Below are 18,449 nucleotides of genomic sequence, written 5' to 3'. Positions count from 1 at the left end.
CGGACACCTCGCGACGCCGTTCGATGTGATGGAGGATCGGAGGGAATCGAGCGGACGGGGGTAGGCGGCGGTGGCCAAGAAGACCAAGGAGAACGACGAGAGGGCCGGGAACCACGGCCGGGGAGAGGAGTCCGCCCCGCCGGGCTCCCGCCCCGCCGGGGACGGCCCCGACCGGTTGCGCCCGGTGCTCCGCGTGCCCACCGGTGGACGCGTGGACCTCGACTCCTTCCACGCCGCCGCCACGCCGGCCGGCCCGACGGACAAGGCCGCCGCCCTGGCCGCCACCGCCGAGCTCGCCGGGCCGCTCGCCTCCCTCCAGGAACGGCTGTACGCGGCCAGTACCGCCGGTGACCGCCGGCGCCTCCTGCTCGTCCTACAGGGCATGGACACCAGCGGCAAGGGGGGCACCGTGAAACACGTGATCGGGCTGTTCACACCGTACGGCTGCCGCATCAAGGCCTTCCGGGCCCCCACCCCCGAGGAACGGGACCACCCCTTCCTCTGGCGCATCATGAGGGCCCTGCCCCATCCGGGCGAGATCGGCGTCTTCGACCGTTCGCACTACGAGGACGTGCTCATCGCCCGCGTCCACGAACTGGTGCCGCGCAGCCACCTGAACCGCCGATACGCCCAGATCAACCAGTTCGAGCAGTCCCTCGCGGACGACGGCGTGACCGTGGTGAAGGCCTTCCTCCACATCAGCTACGAGGAGCAGCGCAACCGGCTCCTGGAACGGCTCGACAACCCCGAGAAGCACTGGAAGTTCGACCCTGCCGACATCGACGAGCGCAGCAGGTGGCCCGCCTACCAGACCGCGTACGAGCTTGCCCTGGAGCAGTGCTCCACCGACGCCGCGCCCTGGTACGTCGTCCCCTCGGACCACAAGTGGTACCGCAACTGGGCGATCAGCCAGCTGCTGCTCGAACACCTGGAGGAGATCGATCCGCACTATCCCCCCGCCGCTTTCGACGTCGCGGCGTGCCGCGCCCGGCTGCTGAAGACCTGACGGGGCCGAAGACCTGACGGAGCTGAGAGGGTTAAGGGGGCTGAGAGGGCTGAGGTCCGTACGAGCGGGCGACGTGCCGGGCCACCCTCGTGCCGCGACGGTCCGATTGGCAGATCGTCATATATTTTGCATCCGTGACCCCTTCTGTGCGCAATGTGGCGGTCGCGGCCGCCCTCAGTGCCGCTCTCTGCACCGCCCTCGCAGGATGCGGGGGCGGCAACAGCGCCTCCGGCTCCGGTTCCGGCGGCCAGGCCCGCATGGGCACCCCCGCGGCCTCGACAACGTCGTCCTCACCCGCCCCGCCCCGCGCGGGCGCCTCCTCTCCGGCAGCCGCCCCGCCGCCGGCCAAGGCCCCGACCCTGGCCCCCGGACCGAACGGCCTGACCCCGGTCTTCGAGCGGGCGAAGCAGCACGGCGACAAGACCGTCGCGCTGACCTTCGACGCCGACATGACCTCCGACCAGGGGCCGCGCGCCGCCGCCGGGGAGCACTTCGACAACCCCCAGCTGATCGCCACCCTGCGCAAGCTCCAGGTGCCCTCGACGATCTTCATGACCGGCCGGTGGGCCGAGGAGTACCCGGACCAGGCCAAGTCCATCGGCACCGACCCCACCTTCGAGATCGCGAACCACTCGTACAGCCACCACGCCTTCACCTCGCCCTGCTACGGGCTCCCCGCGCTCGACGGCGCAGCCGCCCGGGCCGATGTGGACCGGGCCTTCGCCGCCTTCCGTGCGGCCGGCGCCGTCAACACCGTCCCGTACTTCCGCTTCCCCGGCGGCTGCTACGACGACCAGGCGCTGCGGGCCATTTCCACGGCCAAGGTCACGGCCGTCCAATGGGACGTGGTCAGCGGGGACGCCTTCGCCAAGGACCCCGACGCGGTGGCCGAGCAGGTCCTCTCGGGAGTGAAGCCCGGCTCGGTGGTGGTCATGCACTGCACGCGCAGCGCGGCCCCGGTCACCGAAGAGGCGATCCGGAAGATCGTCCCGGAGCTGCGCAAGCGCGGCTACCGCTTCGTGAAGGTGTCCGAGCTCATCGGCAAGTAGGCCGGCCGAGGGCTCAGCCGGAGCAGGCCGTGCGCTGCGCGTCCTGCCACTCGCAGACCGGGCACAGCACCACGCCCGGGGTCGCGACCCCGTACTCGGTGGGTTTGCCGCACTCCAGGCAATCGGCGTACGGCGGCCCCACCCCGGCCGCGGCGCGGGCCTCCGGGGCGGGGCAGTACGGCACGTCCTGTCCAGGCTGGTCCATGCGTACGAGCGTACTCAGCCCGTACGTACTCAGCCCCGCCGGGCGGCAGCCCGGCACGCCACCGCTCCCGCGGCGCAGGCCAGCGCCAGCGCGCCGGCCAGGGCGCCCACCGCCGGCTGCGCCGAGCCCGTGACCAGTCCGGTCACCGCCACCCGGGCCGGGGAGCCCGCGGTGACCACGGCCAGCAGGCAGCCGAGGCCCGCCGCCGCTGCCGCGTATCCGGGGGCCTTCAGCAGCGGCCGGTTGCACAGTGCGCCCACGGCCACCCCGGTCAGGGAGCACACCAGTACGCCGACGGCCCCGGCCGGGGCGGCCGGGCCCGCTCCGGGCTCCGGCCTGCCGAGCAGCAGCACCACGGCGGCGGCAGCCGTCCCGGCGGCCAGTGCACCGCCCAGCGCGGTGAGCAGGGCCGCCGCGTGCACCCGGAGCGGACCGGCAGCGGCGGCGGCGCAGTCCCGGGCGGCGTCGGGTTCGCTGGTCACGCATACCCGCACGAGCCAGGCGGCCACCGGGACCAGCGCCGCGGCCGCGTAGCCCAGCGAGTCGAGCACCGGGTCGCCCGGGCGGACCCCGACAGCCAGGAAGGCGGCGTACAGCAGCACGGGCGCGAGCCAGCGCTGCGAGCGCAGCAGCAGGGCGCCCTGGTAGCGCAACAGGCCGGTCATGACAGGTCCCGGACGTCGCGGATGTGCCAGGAGGGGCGGGTGGTGAGCAGTTCGCACAGCACCGCGTCGGACCGGGCGGCGGGCACGGTCAGCCGCAGGCCGCCGCCCGGCGCGGGCTCGGCGGCCAGGCCGGGGGGCGGTTCCGCGCCGGGCGGTCCCACGGCCTCGATCCGTACGTACCGCCCCGCGCCGGCCGGCGCCCGTACGGGGACCAGTGCGACCCCCTCGACCCGGTGGTGCGCGTCGGCCGCCCCGGCGAGCCGCGCGGGGTCATGGTCGACGAAGACCACCGTGCCTCCGGCGGTGGTCCGCTCGGCGACGGCCCGGTCCAGCTCGGCGCGGGCGGGCGCGTCGAGCCCGGTCCACGCCTCGTCGAGGACGAGCAGCCCGGGTTCGGCGAGCAGGGCCTGAGCTACGGCCACCTTCTGGCTGCTCCCCTTGGAGAGTTCGGCGAGCGGGGTGCCCGCGAGCCCGGCGGCGCCGAAGCGCTCCAGCCATCCGGCGGCCCGGTGCACGGCCTCGGCACGCGTGAGGCCGTGGACCCGGCCCATGTGCGTCAGGTAGGCGGCAGCGGTGAGCGGGAGCGTCGCGGGGAAGCGCTCAGGGACGTACCCCGTGCGGTGCGGGCGCCCGGTGATCCGCCCCTCGGTCGGGGTGTCGATCCCGGCGACGAGCCGCAGCAGGGTGGACTTGCCGCCGCCGTTGCGGCCCTCGATCCGTACGAGGGCCCCGGGCGGCAGCTCCAGCGCGACCCCGCGCAGGATCCAGGGCCGCCGCAGTCCGTAGCGGCGGCCCACTCCGGACAGCTTCAGTGTCCCGCCACCGTTTCGGTCACCTCGCTGGGCCGGACGATGACGAAGCCCTCGCCGCTCAGCTTCAGCTGGACGGCCTCGCCGGAGCCGCCGCGGATCATCGAGCCGATCGACTGGGAGCGGTGCAGGCCGGTTTCCAGCTGGGCGCTCCAGCCGACCACGGCGTCCGTGTCCACGTACACGGGGTTCTGGGCCGTGACCGGGATGATGATCGGGTTGCCGTCGCAGACCACGGCGAGCTGGCCGGTGCCGGTGAAGAGGCTGTTGAAGAGTCCGCCGCCGGTCATGCCGGCGCCCTTCACCATCTTGATCTCGTACGACAGCGTGGCGTCGAAGCAGAGCACGTTGCGCCCGTTGACGGTCAGGGCGTCGCCAGACTCGAAGTCGATGATGAAGCAGTGCCCGGCCTGGTGGGCGAACCAGGCCTCGCCCTGACCGCGTACGGACATCAGCGCCAGGCCCTCGCCGGTGACGGCGCGCTTGAGCATGCCGCCTATGCCCTGACCCTTGCGCTCGAACTGGAGGTTGCCGCGGAAGGCAACCATCGAGCCCTGCCGGGCCAGCATTTCGCCGTTGACGGCGTACTTCACGGATTTGGCGTTCTGCAGGGTCATGCCAGGGGTGGCGGACGGCTGGGCCAGGTGCTCGGACGCAAAGAGATCGCTCTTCATGGGCTCGATCCTCACCTGGCCCGGACCCCTGCGGCATCATCCTGAAGGCGGAGGCTGGCAGACTTGGCGGGATGAGCAGCCAGCACCCGCACCACACTTCCGACGTACCCGCCGTCGGGGCGGACAGCCCGTTCCGCCGGGAGCGCATCGCCCGCGACGAGGCACCGCAGTTCGTCCTGCCCCTGGTGGTACGGATCGAGAAGACCGAACCGCCCGCCCGGACGGACGCGTTGGAGACGGCGGCCCGCGCCGTACTGGTCCTGCTGACCGACGAACGCGCCCGCGACGGGGGCGAATGGGCCGAGGCGGTCCGTGACTGGCAGGACGCACGCATCCGGAAGGTGGTGCGCCGGGCGCGCGGCGCGGAGTGGCGCAAGGCCGAGACCCTGCCCGGTGTCACAGTGCACGGCGCCACGTCGCAGGTACGGGTCTTCCCGCCCGTGCCGCTGGACGGTTGGCCCAAGGAGCTCGCGAAGCTCCAGGTCTCGGGGACCGACCTGGACGACCCGGAGCCGGTCGTGCCGGCCGCACCGGGGGTTCCGGTGCTGTGGCTCAACCCTGCCCTGGAGATGTCCGCCGGCAAGGCGATGGCCCAGGCCGGGCACGCGGCCCAGCTGGCGTGGTGGGAGCTGACCGGCCCGGAGCGCACCGCATGGCAGGACTCCGGTTTCCGGCTGGCCGTACGGACGGCCCCGCGCGAGCGGTGGGCGGAGCTGAGCGGAAGCGGGCTGCCGGTGGTCCGGGACGCCGGTTTCACGGAGATCGCCCCCGGCTCGGCGACGGTGGTCGCCGATCATCCGGCGTTGCGGGCGCGGCTCTGCGGCCACGGTGCGGGCTGACCGGGAACCTCAAATGTTGCTCTGAACGTCCCCGTCCGTGGTTGGCCCGACTGCGTCGGGGCCATGACATCGGCACACGGACCGGTGGGAGGGGGCGAGGGGACATGAAGGCCATGGCACACCTGGGGGTGGGCATCGGCTGGCGGCCGGAGATCGCGGACGCGGTGGAGCGACTGCCGGGCCTGGACTGGGTCGAGGTGGTGGCCGAGAACATCTGCCCCGGACACCTGCCCGCCCCGCTGCTCCGGCTGCGCGAACGCGGCGTCCGCGTCGTGCCGCACGGGGTCTCGCTGGGCCTCGGCGGCGCCGACCGCCCCGACGCGGGCAAGCTGGCCGCACTCGGGGATCGGGCGGTGGCACTGGGGGCACCGCTCGTCACCGAGCACATCGCGTTCGTACGGACGTCCTCGCCGGCCTTGGAGGCGGGACACCTGCTGCCGGTGCAGCGGACGCGCGACGCACTGGACGTCCTGTGCGAGAACGTGCGGATCGCGCAGGACGCCCTGCCGGTACCGCTGGCGCTGGAGAACATCGCCGCGCTGATCTCCTGGCCCGGTGAGGAGCTGACGGAGGCGCAGTTCCTGACGGAACTGGTGGAGCGGACGGGGGTCCGCCTGCTGATCGACGTGGCCAACCTGCACACGAACCGGGTCAACCGGGGGGAGGACCCGTTCGACGTGCTCGACGCGATTCCCCTGGAGGCGCTCGCGTACGTGCACGTCGCCGGGGGCGTCGAGCGGGGCGGGGTGTGGCACGACACGCATGCTCATCCGGTGCCGGCCGTGGTGCTCGACGTCCTGGCGGAGCTGCGCCGGCGCGTGGAGCCCGCGGGGGTACTGCTGGAGCGGGACGACGACTTCCCACCCGAAGCGGAGCTGGCCGGGGAACTGGCCGCGATCCGGGCCGTGGTGGGCCCTGTGGGGCGCTCCCCCGGCCGCCCGCCCGCCCGACCGAGTGCCCCGTACCTCCCCCCGCCGCCTCTGGAGGCACCCCGAGCGGAGGTGCCCCGAGCGGAGGTGCCCCGCGCGCCCAGCCTCGCGGCGGCGCCGGAGCGGGCACGGGTGCGGGTCGGCGTGGAGCAGGCCGCACTGTTGTCGGCCCTGGTGGCGGGCACGCCCGTGCCCGAGGGGTTCGACCGGCAGCGCGTACGGGTGCAGGCGCGGGCGCTGGCCGCCAAGCGGGCCGGGGTCGTCGCGAAGCTCGCGCCCGAGCTGCCCGGCGTCCTCGGCGGCTTCGAGCCGTACCGCGAGGCCTTCCTCGCGTACGCCCGCAACCGCCCCATGGCCGCCGGATACCGGCGGGACGCACTCGACTTCGCCGAGCACTTGCTGATCCAGGACCTACCCGCCGACCCCGTCGCCCGGCGCCGGCTCACCACCTGGTGGCAGGACCGGGTCGGGGCGCGACCGCCCCGGAGGATCGTGCGCTGGGCCCGGGCACTCGCAGGGCGTGCGGCATGAACCTCCTCGCCCTCGCGACCTGGATCGCCGTCGTCGTCTCCACCGTGCTGCTGCTCCGTGGCCTACGGCGCTCCCGGCCGCCCCTGGCCGGCCCGGCCCCCCGCCTGCACGACCTGTCCGAGGCCGCGTTCATGGCCGGCGGCCCGGGCGCGGTCGTGGACGCCGCGCTCGTCTCACTGCTCGGGGACGGCCGGCTGGTGGTCGGCGGCCCGGGGATCGTCCACGTACGCCCCGGGGCCCGGGCGGGCGACCACGCCGAGCGGGCCGTACTCGAAGCCCATCGACAGGCCCCTTCCGGCTGGCTCTACCAGGTGCGGTACGCAGCCATGCTCGACCCCGCCGTCCAGGAGACCGGCGACGCACTCGCCTCCCGCGGGCTGCTCGTCGCGCCCGGCTCCGGGCGCCGGTGGCGGCGCTGGGGCGTGGTCCAGGCCGTGGTGTGCGGAGTGTGGCTGGTGGCGTCCCTGCCGCTCACGTTCGTCGCGCTCGCGATCGAACACGAGCCCGGGGTGCCGTTCGCCCTCATGGTGTTCCCCGTCCTGATCGGCGGCATCGTGATGGGCTGCGTGGTCGTCGCCCGCGCCAAGCAGCGGCTCACGCCGGCCGGGGTGGCGGCGCTGCGCGAGATGCGCTCGCAGTGCCTGAACGACCAGACCCCGCACGTGCAGACCGCCCTGTACGGGCTGCATGGCCTGCGGGACCCATACCTGCGGGAACAACTGGTACCGGCAGCCCGCAGCACCCGGCTGGCAGCCGCCCAACGGGGCTCCGGCCACCACGGCTCGTCCTCGGTCGACTCCTGCGGGTCTTCCGCCGCGATCCTGCCCGTCGTATGGTGCGCGAGCAGCGATGGCGGGGGGAGCTCCGGAACGGGCTGCGGCTCCACCGGATCGAGCTGCGCCTCCTCGGGGTCGAGTTGCTCGTCGGGCTCCAGCTGCGGCTCCTCCTCCAGCAGTTGTGGGAGCAGCAGCTCCAGCTGTTCCAGCAGTTCGAGTTGCGGCAGCTCGTCCGGTTCGAGCTGTAGCAGCAGTTCCTGACCGGGCACGTCGACCTCTCGTGGGAATCGGCCATGTTCTGGATCCTGCTCCTCCTGATGGCCTGGGCCGGGCGCTGGCGTCGTGCACCCGTCTGCTGAGGGCTGCCGCCAGGGCCGCGGCACCCGCCCCTGACACCGGTACGGGCTCCGGTACGGGCACCGGGCCCCGCCACGACGAGCTGACGCTGTACGAGGCCGCCTATCTCGCCGGCGGCCCGCGCCGGGTCGTCGAGCTGACCCTGCTCTCCATGCAGCGCCAGCGGCGGCTGATGCTGGCCCACACCGGCTGGGCGACCGTCGTCGACCCGGTGGGCCGCGATCCGCACGAGCGGTCCGTGCTCGGCGCGTTCGGGCCGGACGGCCAGTCGCCGGTGCCCGTGGTACGCAGCGCCGCGGCCCGGGACGAGGCCGTTCGGGTCCTCGCGGTCCGGCTCGGCGCCGCGGGTCTCGCGCTGTCGGACGCGGCCCGCGACGGCGTGGCCGGCGGGGTCCGGGCCGTGCGCCGGGCCACCGTGCTGGTGCTCGCGCTGGCCGCGGCCGCACTGGGCGTTCCGACGGACGGGACCGCTACCACGGTGGTCCTGTGCTGGTTCGCGCTCCCGCTGCTGCTCACCCTGGGCTGCCTGGCCATCGCCGGGTTCGAGACGTACCCGTACTCCGCGTGGGCCTCCCCGGCCGGGCAGCGGCTGCTCGTCTCGCTGGACCGGGAGCGCGGTCGCGGGGACGGCCTCGCGGCCGTGGCGCTGCGCGGCTCCCGCGTGCTCGCCGATCCCTCCCTCCGGGCGGCACTGTCGTAGGCAACGGGGGGATTGCGGCCGACACCCCGTGGTGATCCTTTACAAGGGCCCCGCACAACCCATCTCATCGGCTCATCCGAAGAGATGAAGGGGGCGATGATGCGGACTCCTCTCGCACGCTGCGGCGTCGCCGCGGCGGCGCTCTCCCTGGTCCTGTGCGCCCCGGCCCCGGTCCGCGCGGCCACGGCCCCCGTGCCGGGCACGGCCGAGGCCACGGGCGCCGAACTCGTCGCCCGCCGCGCAGCCGTGGCCGCCGCCCGCGCACGCGACGACCGCGCCACGGCCGCAGGCACCGGCACCCCCGAGGCCAGCACCCCCGCACCCCCGGAAGGGACCGGCGCCCCCGGGGCCGTCGGCCCCCGTCCCCGTACCACCGCAGACGCACATACCGCCGCCGGAGGCAGCGACCTCGTCTTCCGGTCCTGTCCCGCCGTCGAGGAGCTGCCCCCGCCCGTGCTCTGCGCGACCCTCCGGGTCCCGCTCGACTACGCCCGCCCCGACGGTCCGCAGATCTCCCTCGGTGTCAGCCGGATCCCCGCGAGCGGCCACGGTGGCGCCGCCCGGCAGGGCGCGCTCGTGTACAACCCCGGCGGCCCCGGCGCCTCCGGCATGTCCTTCCCGCTCGTCGCGGGCCTGCCGGAGTGGAAGCGCATCGGGGCGGCCTACGACCTCGTCGGCTACGCCCCGCGCGGGGTGGGCCGCTCCGCCCCGCTGTCCTGCGAGGACCCCGCCGCCCGCGGCCGGGGCCCCACCCAGGACCCGAGGACGCCCTCCCCCGCGTACAAGCGGGAACGTGTCGCCGCCGCACGGGCCTACGCCCGAGGCTGCGCGCGGCGGTCCGGCGCGGCCCTGCCGTACGTCACGACCCTCGACAACGTCCGCGACCTGTACGTGCTCCGCGCCGCGCTCGGCGAGCCGAAGCTGACCTTCATGGGCGCCTCGTACGGCACCTACCTGGGAGCCGTCTACGCCACGCTCTACCCGGGCCACGTCGGGCGGATGGTCCTTGACTCCGCCGTCAACCCCGACCCGCGCCGCATCTGGTACCTCAACAACCTCGACCAGGCAGCAGGGTTCGAGCGCCGTTGGTACGACTTCCGCGCCTGGGTGGCCCGGCACCACGCCGCGTACCGGCTCGGCGCCACCCCGGCCGCCGTCCAGGCGAGTTACGTGCGCGTCCGCGACGCGGTGGCCCGTGCTCCGGCCGGCGGGGTCGTCGGGACCGGCGAGCTCCGGGCCGCCTTCCTCCAGGCCGCGTACTACGACGACGTCTGGCCGCAACGGGCGGCCGCGCTCAGCGCCTTCCTGGCCGGCGATCCGGGCCCGCTGGTCGAACAGGCCCGGCCCGAACCGGAGTCGGCGGCAGCGCAGGAGAACGCGCGCGCCGTCTACACGGCGGTGCTGTGCAACGACGCCGCCTGGCCCGCGGACTGGGAGACCTGGGACCGCGACAACACCGAACTGGCGCGCCGGGCGCCCTTCGAGACCTGGGCCAACGCGTTCCTGAACCTGCCGTGCGCGTACTGGCCGGTCCGTGAGCGGCAGCAGCCGGTGGCAGTGGGCGCACGGCCGGCGGGGCTGCCCCGCACGCTGATCGTCGCGGCGGAGCGGGACGGGGCGACCCCCTACGCGGGCGCGCTGGAACTTCAGCGGCGGCTCGGCAGCGGTGCCGCACTGGTCACGGAGAAGGGGGCCGGCACCCACGGAGTGGCCGGTGGACGCAATGACTGCGTGGACCGTCACGTGGAGCGGTACATCCTGACAGGTGACACCTCGGGGTGGCGCGTCACGTGTGCGCCGCATCCGGAGCCCGCACCGGTGTCGCTGGACGACCGGGCAGCAAGGACCCCCGGGAAGGTACCCGGGGTGGTGCTGCCGCCTGTCGTCTGAACTTCCGGGCGGGGTCTCCGGCTGCGTCGTTTCGGGGGCAGCGCCTCCCGATCCACCGAAGGAGGTCAGTCCTCCGGTTCCTTCCCCCCAGGGGAGGTATCAGGCGAGCCCGGCCACCAGATCGGCGACGGACTTGCGGCGTCCGGTGTAGAAGGGCACCTCTTCACGGACGTGCATACGGGCCTCGGAGGCACGCAGGTGACGCATGAGGTCGACGATGCGGTAGAGCTCGTCGGCCTCGAAGGCCAGCATCCACTCGTAGTCGCCCAGCGAGAACGAGGCGACCGTGTTGGCGCGCACGTCAGGGTAGCCGCGGGCCATCTTGCCGTGGTCGGCGAGCATGCGGCGACGGTCCTCGTCGGGCAGCAGGTACCAGTCATACGAGCGCACGAAGGGGTACACGCTGATGTAGTCGCGGGCCACCTCGTCGGCCAGGAAGGCCGGGATGTGCGACTTGTTGAACTCGGCGGGGCGGTGCAGGGCCATGTTCGACCACACCGGCTCCAGCGCGCGGCCCAGCTTGGTGCGGCGGAACAGGTTGTAGGCGGTCTGCAGCTCGTCCGAGGTCTCGGCGTGCCACCAGATCATGATGTCCGCGTCGGCGCGCAGGCCGGAGACGTCATAGGTGCCACGGACGGTGATGTCCTTGGCGGCCAGCTGGTCGAAGAGCTCCTGGACCTCGTCGGCGTAGCCGGCGCGGTCTTCGGGGAGTACGTCCTTCAGCTTGAAGACGGACCACAGGGTGTAGCGGATGACCTCGTTGAGGTCCTTCGCCTTCTTCCCCGCGTTGGGAATCTTCTCTGGTGCAGTCATGTGTCCATTGTCCCGTGTGCTGATCAGTGGTCGGTGCCAGGGGTGCCCAACGTGGCCATGACCACGTCGGCGGCCTTCCCGGCGCTTGCGATGCAGGCCGGGATGCCCACGCCGTCGTACAGCGCGCCGCACACCGCGAGGCCCGGCAGGGCCGCGACGGCGCTGCGGATGCGGGCCACCCGGTCGAGGTGACCGACCGGGTACTGGGGCAGGCCCCCGTCCCAGCGGGTGACGGTGGAGGCGATCGGCCGGGCCGCCAGGCCCGTGGCCTCGCCGAGGTCGCGGAGCGAGACCTCGACCAGCTCGGAGTCCTCGCGCTGGAGGTCGCCCTCGTCGCCGTACCGGCCGACCGAGGTGCGCAGCAGGAACAGCTCGGGGTCGGCGCCGGCCCACGCCCACTTGTTGCTGGAGAAGGTGGAGGCCTTGATGGTCCGTCCGTCCACCGGCGGTACCAGGAACCCGCTGGCCCCGCCCCCGGTGATCGCGGCCGGCAGCTCGGACCGTCGGAAGGCCATCGTGACCAGGGCCATCGAGGCGTAGTCGACCGCCCGCAGTTCCTCGGCCGCGGCCGGCGCGAGCCCGTCCAGCAGCCGTGCGGCGGGCCCCGCCGGGACGGCCAGGACCACGGCGTCGGCCTCGATGACCTCCGTGTCGGCGACCACCCGCCAGCCGCCGGCCGTACGGAGGACCTCGCGCACGGCGGTACCGGTGCTGATCCGCGCCCCGGCCGCCCGGCACGCCTCGGCCACGGCCTGCGGGAGCCGTCCGATGCCGCCGTCGATGCCGGAGAAGACCGGGCCGGCCTGCTGGGGCTGCTGCGCGGCCCGGCGCTGGAGCTCCCGCACGCCCTCGCCCAGCGATGGGTGCGTACGGGCGACCTCGAAGAGCTGGGGGACGGCGGCGCGCATGGAGATGCGGTAGGCGTTGCCCGCGTAGACCCCGCCGAGGAGTGGCTCCACCAGCCGGTCGACGACCTCGTGGCCGAGGCGGGCGGCGACGTACTCCCCGACGGCCACGTCCTCGCCGATCTCGGTGGGCGGCAGCTCGCCCTCGGCCTCGATCCGGGCCAGGCCCTCTGCGGAGAGCACCCCGGAGGCGGCGAGCGGTGCCAGATCGCCGGGTACGCCCATGACGTGGCCGCGCGGCATGGGTCGCAGCGCACCGCGGGTCCACAGGTGGGCGGTGGTGGTGGCCGGCGGCTGGAGGGCCTCGGCGAGGCCCACGGCACGGGCCAGGTCCAGGGCTTCTGGGCGGCGGGCGAGCACCGATTCGGCGCCGAGGTCGACGGGGGCCCCGGCGAGCTCACCGGCGAACAGCTTGCCGCCGAGGCGCGGCCCGGCTTCCAGGAGCGTGACGCGCAGCCCGTCGGCGAGCAGCCGGTGGGCCGCCGCGAGGCCGGCGATGCCGCCGCCGATGACGACGACGTGACCGGTCGGGGCCGGCCGGTCCTTCGCGCCGCCCGTACCGCCCGTACCGTCCGTACGCATGTCCGCTTCGTGCATGGACACATCGTCTCAGACCGCTCACCGGCCGATCACCGAGGCCGGACCGTGACCGCATCGGGATCGGCTCGGGACCGCGGGAGCGAAACCCGCGGCGGGACCCCGTGCGTCACAACGCCGACACCAGCCGAACCTTGGGGGGTACCACCGATGCGCACCATCCGCGAAGGCGTTACTGCCGGACACCGGGGCGCGGCCGCCCTGGCCGCCCTTTCCCTGGCCGGGGCGCTCGCGCTCACCGGCTGCGGTTCCGCCGACGGCGCCCGCTCGGCCTCGGCCGACAAGGCGGCGGTCCAGGCTCCGGAGGGCGCGCCCCAGGGCAAGCCGGGGGCGGCTGCGGCGGCTCCACCGGCGGCTTCCGGGGCCGATGCGGCCAAGAACCCGCAGCAGCCGGCTGCCGTGCGCCCGCACGTCATCCGTACGGGCAAGCTCGCCGTCGAGACGGCGGACGCGCAGAAGGCACTGGCCGCGGCCCGCACGGCGGCGGAGGGCGCGGGCGGGTACGTGGGCAACGAGTCCACCCAGCGCGGCAAGGACGGCCGGATGACGTCGACGCTGACCCTGCGGGTGCCCGGCGACCGCTTCGACGCGGTGCTCGGCGCCCTGGAGGGCAGCGGGAAGCTGTTGAACCGCACGGTCGAGGCGCAGGACGTGACCGAGAAGGTCGCCGACATCGAAAGCCGGGTCACGTCGCAGCGGGCGAGCGTGGCCCGGGTGCGCGAGATGATGGAGAAGGCCTCCGCGCTCGGCGATCTGGTCATGCTGGAGGCCGAACTGAGCAAGCGTCAGTCGGACCTGGAGTCGCTGATCGCGCAGCAGACGGCGTTGAAGGACCGGACCTCGATGGGCACGATCACGATGGAGGTCTCCGAGCCGGCCCCGAAGGCGGCGGTGCACGAGGACGAGGAGCCGTCCTTCACGGACGCCTTGAGCGGCGGTTGGGACGTCTTCACGACGATCCTGCGCTACCTGACCCTGGTGGTCGCCGTGCTGCTGCCGTTCGCGATGACGGCCGCCCTGGTGCTGCTGTGCTTCCGGGCGTACCGGCGGCTGCGTCCGGCGGAGCCGAAGTCGACGCCGGACCCGCAGCGGGTCCCGGAGGCACGGGCCGCGGACCCGACCGAATCGGCTCGCGTTACGGACTGAACGCCCATTCGCCCGTAGCGTGTTCCCCGGTAAGGGACGGTGCGCGGGACGGGGACGGACGATGGCGACGGAACGACTGGTGGTGGTCGGCGGTGACGCGGCGGGGATGTCCGCCGCGTCACAGGCCCGCCGGCTCAAGGGCCCGGCAGAACTGGAGATCGTGGCGTTCGAGCGGGGGCACTTCACCTCGTACTCCGCGTGCGGCATCCCGTACTGGATCGGTGGCCAGGTCGTCGATCGGGACGATCTGATCGCCCGCACCCCCGAGGAACACCGGGCCCGGGGCATCGACCTGCGGACGCGCACGGAGGTGGTCGAGCTCGACCTCGCCGGGGGGCGGGTCCGCTCCCGCGACCTGGAATCCGGGTCCGAGTCCTGGACGGGCTACGACAAGCTGGTCCTGGCCACCGGCGCCCGGCCGATCCGCCCCCACCTGCCCGGAATCGGCGCGCACGGGGTGCACGGCGTCCAGACCCTGGACGACGGCCAGCGCCTGATGGACACCCTGGACCGTACGGAGGGCCGCAGGGCGGTCGTCGTGGGCGCGGGCTACATCGGCGTGGAGATGGCGGAGGCGCTGGTCGGCAGGGGGTACGAGGTCACGGTCCTGCACCGCGGCGAGCAGCCGATGGCCACCTTGGACCCGGACATGGGCGCTCTGGTGCACCGTGCGATGAACGGCATGGGGATCCGTACGGTGTCCCGCGCCGAGGTGACGAAGATCCTCACGGACGATCGGGGCGGGGTCCGCGCGGTGGCCACCGCGGCGGGCGAGGAGTACCCGGCGGACGTGGTGGTCCTCGGGATCGGCGTGGAGCCCCGCACCGGCCTGGCCCGGGCGGCGGGCCTACCGCTCGGCGAGTCGGGCGGCCTGCTGACCGACCTGTCGATGCGGGTCCGGGGCCACGAGAACATCTGGTCGGGCGGCGACTGCGTGGAGGTCCTGGACCTGGTCTCCGGCCGCATGCGGCACATTCCGCTGGGCACGCACGCCAACAAGCACGGCCAGGTGATCGGCTCCGGTGCGGGCGGCGGCTACGCCACGTTCCCGGGGGTGGTCGGGACGGCCGTGAGCAAGGTGTGCGACCTGGAGATCGCCCGTACGGGGCTGCGCGAGAAGGACGCGCTCGCGGCGGGTCTGCGCTTCGTGACGGCGACGATCAGCTCGACGACGACGGCGGGCTACTACCCGACGGCGGCGCAGATGACGGTCAAGATCCTGGCGGAGCGCCGCACGGGCCGGCTGCTGGGCGTCCAGATCATCGGGGGCGCCGGGTCCGCGAAGCGGGTGGACATCGCGGCGGTCGCGCTGACGGCGGGCATGACGGTGGACCAGTTGGTGTCGCTGGACCTGGGCTACGCCCCGCCGTTCTCCCCGGTGTGGGACCCGATCCTAGTGGCGGCCCGCAAGGCGGTCTCGGCGGTCCGCACCGCGGGCGGCTAGTGCGGTGACCTGAAGGGGGCCGGTGAACCTCTCCGGTCACAGCACGAGGCGGGTCCGGGCGGGTCCGACGACGGCGTCGGACCCGCCCCCGCTCCGTTGAGGTACCGAGCACGGGGCCCGGGCCCCGTCCTCACAACGACACCGCGGGCTGCGGGCTGCGGGCCAGGCGAGACCCTGGCGACGGGGCCTAGCGCTGGGTCTGGGTGTGGACGTAGTCCACCAGGCGGGTCAGGGCGTCCGGGTCGGTCGTCGGGAGGACGCCGTGGCCCAGGTTGAAGACGTGGCCCTCCAGCGAAGCCGCCGCGTCCAGGACCTCGCGGGTCTTGGTCTCGATGGCCTCGGGGGTGGAGAAGAGCACCGCCGGGTCCAGGTTGCCCTGGAGCGCCTTGCCGGGGCCGACCCGGCGGGCCGCCTCGTCCAGCGGGATGCGCCAGTCGACGCCGACGACGTCCGCGCCGGCCTCGCCCATCAGGCCGAGCAGCTCGCCCGTGCCCACGCCGAAGTGGATGCGCGGCACGCCGTACGGGGCGACGGCCTCGAAGACCTTCGTCGAGGCCGGCATCACCGAGCGGCGGTAGTCGGCCGGGGCGAGCGCGCCGACCCAGGAGTCGAAGAGCTGCACGGCGGAGACGCCCGCCTCAATCTGCACCTTCAGGAAGGCCGAGGTGATCTCCGCGAGGCGGTCGAGCAGGTCTGCCCACAGCTGCGGGTCCCCGTACATCAGGGCCTTGGTGTGCTCGTGGTTGCGGGACGGGCCGCCCTCGACCAGGTAGCTCGCGAGGGTGAAGGGCGCCCCTGCGAAACCGATCAACGGCGTGGCACCCAGTTCACCCGTGAGCATGCCGATCGCCTCGGTGACGTACGAGACGTCCTCAGGGGTGAGGTCGCGCAGCTGTGCAAGGTCCTCGCGGCGGCGGATCGGCTGGGCGACGACCGGGCCGATGCCCGGCTTGATGTCCAGGTCGATGCCGATGGCCTTGAGCGGAACCACGATGTCGGAGAAGAAGATCGCCGCGTCCACGTTGTGGCGTCGGACCGGCTGGAGCGTGATCTCCGTGACCAGGTCGGGCCGCATGCAGGACTCCAGCATCTGCGTGCCCTCGCGCAGCTTCCGGTACTCGGGGAGGGAGCGCCCCGCCTGCCGCATGAACCACACCGGGGTGTGCGGCACCGGCTCCCGCCGGCACGCCTTCAGGAAGGCGGAATCGTACGTCTGACTCGGCTGGCCCGTGGGGCGGCTGTTGGCGCTCACGCGGCAAATCTTCGCACGTATGACGAAGTGCGCGGCCCGGCGCGGGTGTCCCTGCGCCGCAGGGGCGCTCGTTCCGCCTAGTCTTCCCCGCATGGCTGCGGCTCAGGGACGATCTTCAGATGGCGCCGACGGTGTGGACAGCGGGAAGGAGAGCTCCGTCCCGCTCCCGTTCCGGCGGGCGGTCGACGGCTTGAAGCTGGCGCGCCTGCGTCCGGGGATCGAGATCGACCCGGCCAGACCGCCCCAGCGCCTGGCCCCGCACGCCTATGCGCTCGAAGCCGCCGTCGTGGACGGGGAGGACGATCTGGCTGACGGCCGGCTGATCCTGCTCCACGATCCGGCCGGGCACGACGCCTGGCACGGGACCTTTCGGCTGGTGACGCTCGTCCGCGCCGAACTCGAACCCGAGATGGCGGCGGACCCGCTCCTCCCCGAGGTGTGCTGGTCCTGGCTGACGGGTGCCCTGGACGCCCGCGGCCTGGCGTACGGGGAGGCGAGCGGGACCGTGACCATGGCGAGCTCGCACTACTTCGGCGGGCTTGCGGAGCGGCGGCCGGCGACGCAGATCGAGATCCGGGCCTCGTGGACGCCGCGCGAGGGCGTGGGCGGGGTGCCGGACACGTCCGCGCACCTGTTGGCGTGGTGCGAGCTGTTGTGCCAGATCGCGGGGCTTCCGCCGGTGGGAGCGACGGACTCGGGGACGGGCGTGGTCTCCCTGCCACAACGGCGCGGTCCGCACCACCCGTAGTCGTGGGTCCGTACGGCGGCACGCGGGCGGGCCGCGCCGTCCGAACGCACCACACCCCGTAGAACGGCCGATCGAGCGCGCACGGCCGACTGTCGGAACCGGGCGCCCGTTGTGGGCTTCTGATCACCAGATGATCGATCGTGCGTCCGAATTGCCCGAATTGTTACTCACCAAATCGTGATCATTCCCTAAAGCCGGGCGGGTGACGTGCCGAAGGAGTCAGTGACCATCCGCACGGTTCGAAACCGGCTTCCTTCCCCGAGCCGGCCGTCCCGCCACTCCCCCAGGAGGCCTAGGTGTCCGTTCTTCTCGAGCAGCCCGCAAGCCTGGTCGCCTACCGCCCGAACAAGCCGACGGCCATGGTCGTCGTGGCCGACCCGCGCGTCCGTTCCACCGTGACCCGCCATCTGTGGGCCCTCGGAGTTCGTGATGTGATCGAGGCGTCGTCCATCGCGGAGGCCCGCCCCCGCGTCGGCAGCCCGCGCGACATCTGCGTGGCCGACGTACACCTGCCCGACGGTTCCGGTCTCACCCTGCTCTCCGAGACCCGGGCCGCCGGGTGGCCGAACGGCCTGGCCCTGTCCGCCGCCGACGACATCGGCGCCGTGCGCAACGCCCTCGCGGGCGGAGTGAAGGGCTACGTCGTCACCGGCACGCGCACCAACATCGGGCTCCCCTCCCGGCCCGGCGCCGCCCCCATCGGCGCTGCCGCCGCCCGTATGCACCGCCGCCCCCCGGGTGCCCCGAGCCACCCGGGCGGCTACCGCGAGCTCTCCGGCCGCGAGGTCGAGGTCCTGCGCCTCGTCGCGGAGGGCCAGTCCAACAAGGCCATCGGCGTCTCGATGGGCCTGTCCGCCCTGACCGTCAAGTCCCACCTCGCCCGGATCGCCCGCAAGCTGGGCACCGGCGACCGGGCCGGGATGGTCGCCGTCGCACTGCGGACCGGGATCATCCACTGAACCCTCCCGGAGGCACCCCGACGGATTCCCCCGGCCAACCCCTGGAGAGGCCCCGGGGATTCCCGGGGAACCCCGGGAAACGTCCGCACGTCCATCCCGCGCCCGTCGACGGAACGTTCCGGCGACGGGCGCGCCGCATCCACGGATACCCTTGA

18 protein-coding genes are annotated in these 18,449 nt (G+C 73.6%); 11 read left to right on the top strand and 7 right to left on the bottom strand.

Annotated elements, in window-relative coordinates:
- Nucleotides 1-175 precede the first annotated feature (175 nt).
- Nucleotides 176-1,006 (top strand): PPK2 family polyphosphate kinase, encoded by an 831-nt coding sequence (locus tag ABZZ20_RS06640; RefSeq protein ID WP_356867970.1) that lies wholly within the window; start codon nucleotides 176-178, stop codon nucleotides 1,004-1,006.
- A 257-nt stretch (nucleotides 1,007-1,263) separates the two neighbouring features.
- Nucleotides 1,264-2,055, top strand: coding sequence for a polysaccharide deacetylase family protein (locus ABZZ20_RS06635; RefSeq protein ID WP_356867968.1), 792 nt, complete (start codon nucleotides 1,264-1,266; stop codon nucleotides 2,053-2,055).
- A gap of 13 nt (nucleotides 2,056-2,068) precedes the next feature.
- On the opposite strand, the gene ABZZ20_RS06630 is transcribed toward ABZZ20_RS06635, so the two are convergent.
- From ABZZ20_RS06630 to ABZZ20_RS06615, 4 genes are read right to left on the bottom strand one after another with little or no spacing between them, the layout of a single operon-like run.
- Nucleotides 2,069-2,260: a hypothetical protein gene (locus tag ABZZ20_RS06630; RefSeq protein ID WP_356867461.1), complete on the bottom strand. Its 192-nt coding sequence runs from the start codon at nucleotides 2,258-2,260 to the stop codon at nucleotides 2,069-2,071.
- A 29-nt stretch (nucleotides 2,261-2,289) separates the two neighbouring features.
- Nucleotides 2,290-2,925 (bottom strand): ABC transporter, encoded by a 636-nt coding sequence (locus ABZZ20_RS06625; RefSeq protein WP_356867459.1) that lies wholly within the window; start codon nucleotides 2,923-2,925, stop codon nucleotides 2,290-2,292.
- A complete protein-coding gene (locus tag ABZZ20_RS06620) occupies nucleotides 2,922-3,737 on the bottom strand; it encodes an ATP-binding cassette domain-containing protein (protein ID WP_356867966.1) in 816 nt (271 codons plus the stop codon). The genes ABZZ20_RS06625 and ABZZ20_RS06620 overlap by 4 nt, the downstream gene beginning before the upstream one ends.
- Nucleotides 3,734-4,408, bottom strand: coding sequence for an AIM24 family protein (locus ABZZ20_RS06615; RefSeq protein ID WP_356867457.1), 675 nt, complete (start codon nucleotides 4,406-4,408; stop codon nucleotides 3,734-3,736). Before ABZZ20_RS06615 ends, ABZZ20_RS06620 begins: the two co-directional genes overlap by 4 nt.
- Before the next feature lie 71 nt (nucleotides 4,409-4,479).
- Between ABZZ20_RS06615 and ABZZ20_RS06610 the strand changes: the two genes are divergently transcribed.
- The 5 genes from ABZZ20_RS06610 to ABZZ20_RS06590 all read left to right on the top strand — a co-directional run bounded on the left by ABZZ20_RS06610 (nucleotide 4,480) and on the right by ABZZ20_RS06590 (nucleotide 10,430).
- Nucleotides 4,480-5,247 (top strand): aminoacyl-tRNA hydrolase, encoded by a 768-nt coding sequence (locus ABZZ20_RS06610; protein WP_356867455.1) that lies wholly within the window; start codon nucleotides 4,480-4,482, stop codon nucleotides 5,245-5,247.
- A gap of 104 nt (nucleotides 5,248-5,351) precedes the next feature.
- Nucleotides 5,352-6,707, top strand: a complete 1,356-nt coding sequence (locus ABZZ20_RS06605; RefSeq protein ID WP_356867453.1) for a DUF692 domain-containing protein — start codon at nucleotides 5,352-5,354, stop codon at nucleotides 6,705-6,707.
- A complete protein-coding gene (locus ABZZ20_RS06600; protein ID WP_356867451.1) occupies nucleotides 6,704-7,744 on the top strand; it encodes a TIGR04222 domain-containing membrane protein in 1,041 nt (346 codons plus the stop codon). Before ABZZ20_RS06605 ends, ABZZ20_RS06600 begins: the two co-directional genes overlap by 4 nt.
- Before the next feature lie 19 nt (nucleotides 7,745-7,763).
- On the top strand, nucleotides 7,764-8,540 hold the full coding sequence (locus ABZZ20_RS06595; protein ID WP_356867449.1) for a TIGR04222 domain-containing membrane protein: 777 nt from the start codon (nucleotides 7,764-7,766) through the stop codon (nucleotides 8,538-8,540).
- Between the two features lie 96 nt (nucleotides 8,541-8,636).
- On the top strand, nucleotides 8,637-10,430 hold the full coding sequence (locus tag ABZZ20_RS06590) for an alpha/beta hydrolase (RefSeq protein WP_356867447.1): 1,794 nt from the start codon (nucleotides 8,637-8,639) through the stop codon (nucleotides 10,428-10,430).
- A 99-nt stretch (nucleotides 10,431-10,529) separates the two neighbouring features.
- On the opposite strand, the gene hemQ is transcribed toward ABZZ20_RS06590, so the two are convergent.
- Both hemQ and hemG read right to left on the bottom strand, forming a co-directional pair.
- On the bottom strand, nucleotides 10,530-11,243 hold the full coding sequence (gene hemQ / locus ABZZ20_RS06585) for a hydrogen peroxide-dependent heme synthase (RefSeq protein WP_356867445.1): 714 nt from the start codon (nucleotides 11,241-11,243) through the stop codon (nucleotides 10,530-10,532).
- Nucleotides 11,244-11,266: 23 nt separating this feature from the next.
- The gene (hemG, locus tag ABZZ20_RS06580; RefSeq protein ID WP_356867965.1) at nucleotides 11,267-12,730 is read right to left on the bottom strand and encodes a protoporphyrinogen oxidase; all 1,464 of its coding nucleotides are present in this window, start codon (nucleotides 12,728-12,730) and stop codon (nucleotides 11,267-11,269) included.
- A gap of 165 nt (nucleotides 12,731-12,895) precedes the next feature.
- Between hemG and ABZZ20_RS06575 the strand changes: the two genes are divergently transcribed.
- Together ABZZ20_RS06575 and ABZZ20_RS06570 are read left to right on the top strand one after the other, a co-directional pair.
- Nucleotides 12,896-13,891, top strand: a complete 996-nt coding sequence (locus tag ABZZ20_RS06575; RefSeq protein ID WP_356867443.1) for a DUF4349 domain-containing protein — start codon at nucleotides 12,896-12,898, stop codon at nucleotides 13,889-13,891.
- 61 nt (nucleotides 13,892-13,952) lie between these two features.
- Nucleotides 13,953-15,335: an FAD-dependent oxidoreductase gene (locus tag ABZZ20_RS06570; RefSeq protein WP_356867441.1), complete on the top strand. Its 1,383-nt coding sequence runs from the start codon at nucleotides 13,953-13,955 to the stop codon at nucleotides 15,333-15,335.
- Between the two features lie 187 nt (nucleotides 15,336-15,522).
- Here the strand turns inward: ABZZ20_RS06570 and hemE are convergent, their stop codons facing one another.
- Nucleotides 15,523-16,587, bottom strand: coding sequence for a uroporphyrinogen decarboxylase (hemE, locus tag ABZZ20_RS06565; RefSeq protein WP_356867439.1), 1,065 nt, complete (start codon nucleotides 16,585-16,587; stop codon nucleotides 15,523-15,525).
- Nucleotides 16,588-16,678: 91 nt separating this feature from the next.
- Here hemE and ABZZ20_RS06560 point away from each other — a divergent pair, with 91 nt between their 5' ends.
- Together ABZZ20_RS06560 and ABZZ20_RS06555 are read left to right on the top strand one after the other, a co-directional pair.
- Nucleotides 16,679-17,335 carry a DUF3000 domain-containing protein gene (locus ABZZ20_RS06560; protein ID WP_356867437.1) on the top strand — a complete coding sequence of 219 codons (657 nt, stop codon included), beginning with the start codon at nucleotides 16,679-16,681 and terminating at the stop codon, nucleotides 17,333-17,335.
- Nucleotides 17,336-17,631: 296 nt separating this feature from the next.
- Nucleotides 17,632-18,294 carry a response regulator transcription factor gene (locus tag ABZZ20_RS06555; protein ID WP_069922445.1) on the top strand — a complete coding sequence of 221 codons (663 nt, stop codon included), beginning with the start codon at nucleotides 17,632-17,634 and terminating at the stop codon, nucleotides 18,292-18,294.
- Nucleotides 18,295-18,449 lie beyond the last annotated feature (155 nt).

This window comes from Streptomyces sp. NPDC006430 (assembly GCF_040612395.1).
Lineage (GTDB): Bacteria > Actinomycetota > Actinomycetes > Streptomycetales > Streptomycetaceae > Streptomyces.
The sequence above is the reverse complement of the archived record's forward strand: the minus strand, read 5'-3'. Positions and strand labels throughout refer to the sequence as shown.

Coding starts and splice junctions, on each gene's coding strand:
- ABZZ20_RS06590 (WP_356867447.1), top strand. CDS start 8,637: ATGATGCGGACTCCTCTCGCACGCTGCGGCGTCGCCGCGGCGGCGCTC.
- ABZZ20_RS06575 (WP_356867443.1), top strand. CDS start 12,896: ATGCGCACCATCCGCGAAGGCGTTACTGCCGGACACCGGGGCGCGGCC.
- ABZZ20_RS06570 (WP_356867441.1), top strand. CDS start 13,953: ATGGCGACGGAACGACTGGTGGTGGTCGGCGGTGACGCGGCGGGGATG.
- ABZZ20_RS06610 (WP_356867455.1), top strand. CDS start 4,480: ATGAGCAGCCAGCACCCGCACCACACTTCCGACGTACCCGCCGTCGGG.
- ABZZ20_RS06605 (WP_356867453.1), top strand. CDS start 5,352: ATGAAGGCCATGGCACACCTGGGGGTGGGCATCGGCTGGCGGCCGGAG.
- hemQ (WP_356867445.1), bottom strand. CDS start 11,243: ATGACTGCACCAGAGAAGATTCCCAACGCGGGGAAGAAGGCGAAGGAC.
- ABZZ20_RS06625 (WP_356867459.1), bottom strand. CDS start 2,925: ATGACCGGCCTGTTGCGCTACCAGGGCGCCCTGCTGCTGCGCTCGCAG.
- ABZZ20_RS06630 (WP_356867461.1), bottom strand. CDS start 2,260: ATGGACCAGCCTGGACAGGACGTGCCGTACTGCCCCGCCCCGGAGGCC.
- ABZZ20_RS06635 (WP_356867968.1), top strand. CDS start 1,264: ATGGGCACCCCCGCGGCCTCGACAACGTCGTCCTCACCCGCCCCGCCC.
- ABZZ20_RS06560 (WP_356867437.1), top strand. CDS start 16,679: ATGGCTGCGGCTCAGGGACGATCTTCAGATGGCGCCGACGGTGTGGAC.
- ABZZ20_RS06600 (WP_356867451.1), top strand. CDS start 6,704: ATGAACCTCCTCGCCCTCGCGACCTGGATCGCCGTCGTCGTCTCCACC.
- hemG (WP_356867965.1), bottom strand. CDS start 12,730: ATGCGTACGGACGGTACGGGCGGTACGGGCGGCGCGAAGGACCGGCCG.
- ABZZ20_RS06615 (WP_356867457.1), bottom strand. CDS start 4,408: ATGAAGAGCGATCTCTTTGCGTCCGAGCACCTGGCCCAGCCGTCCGCC.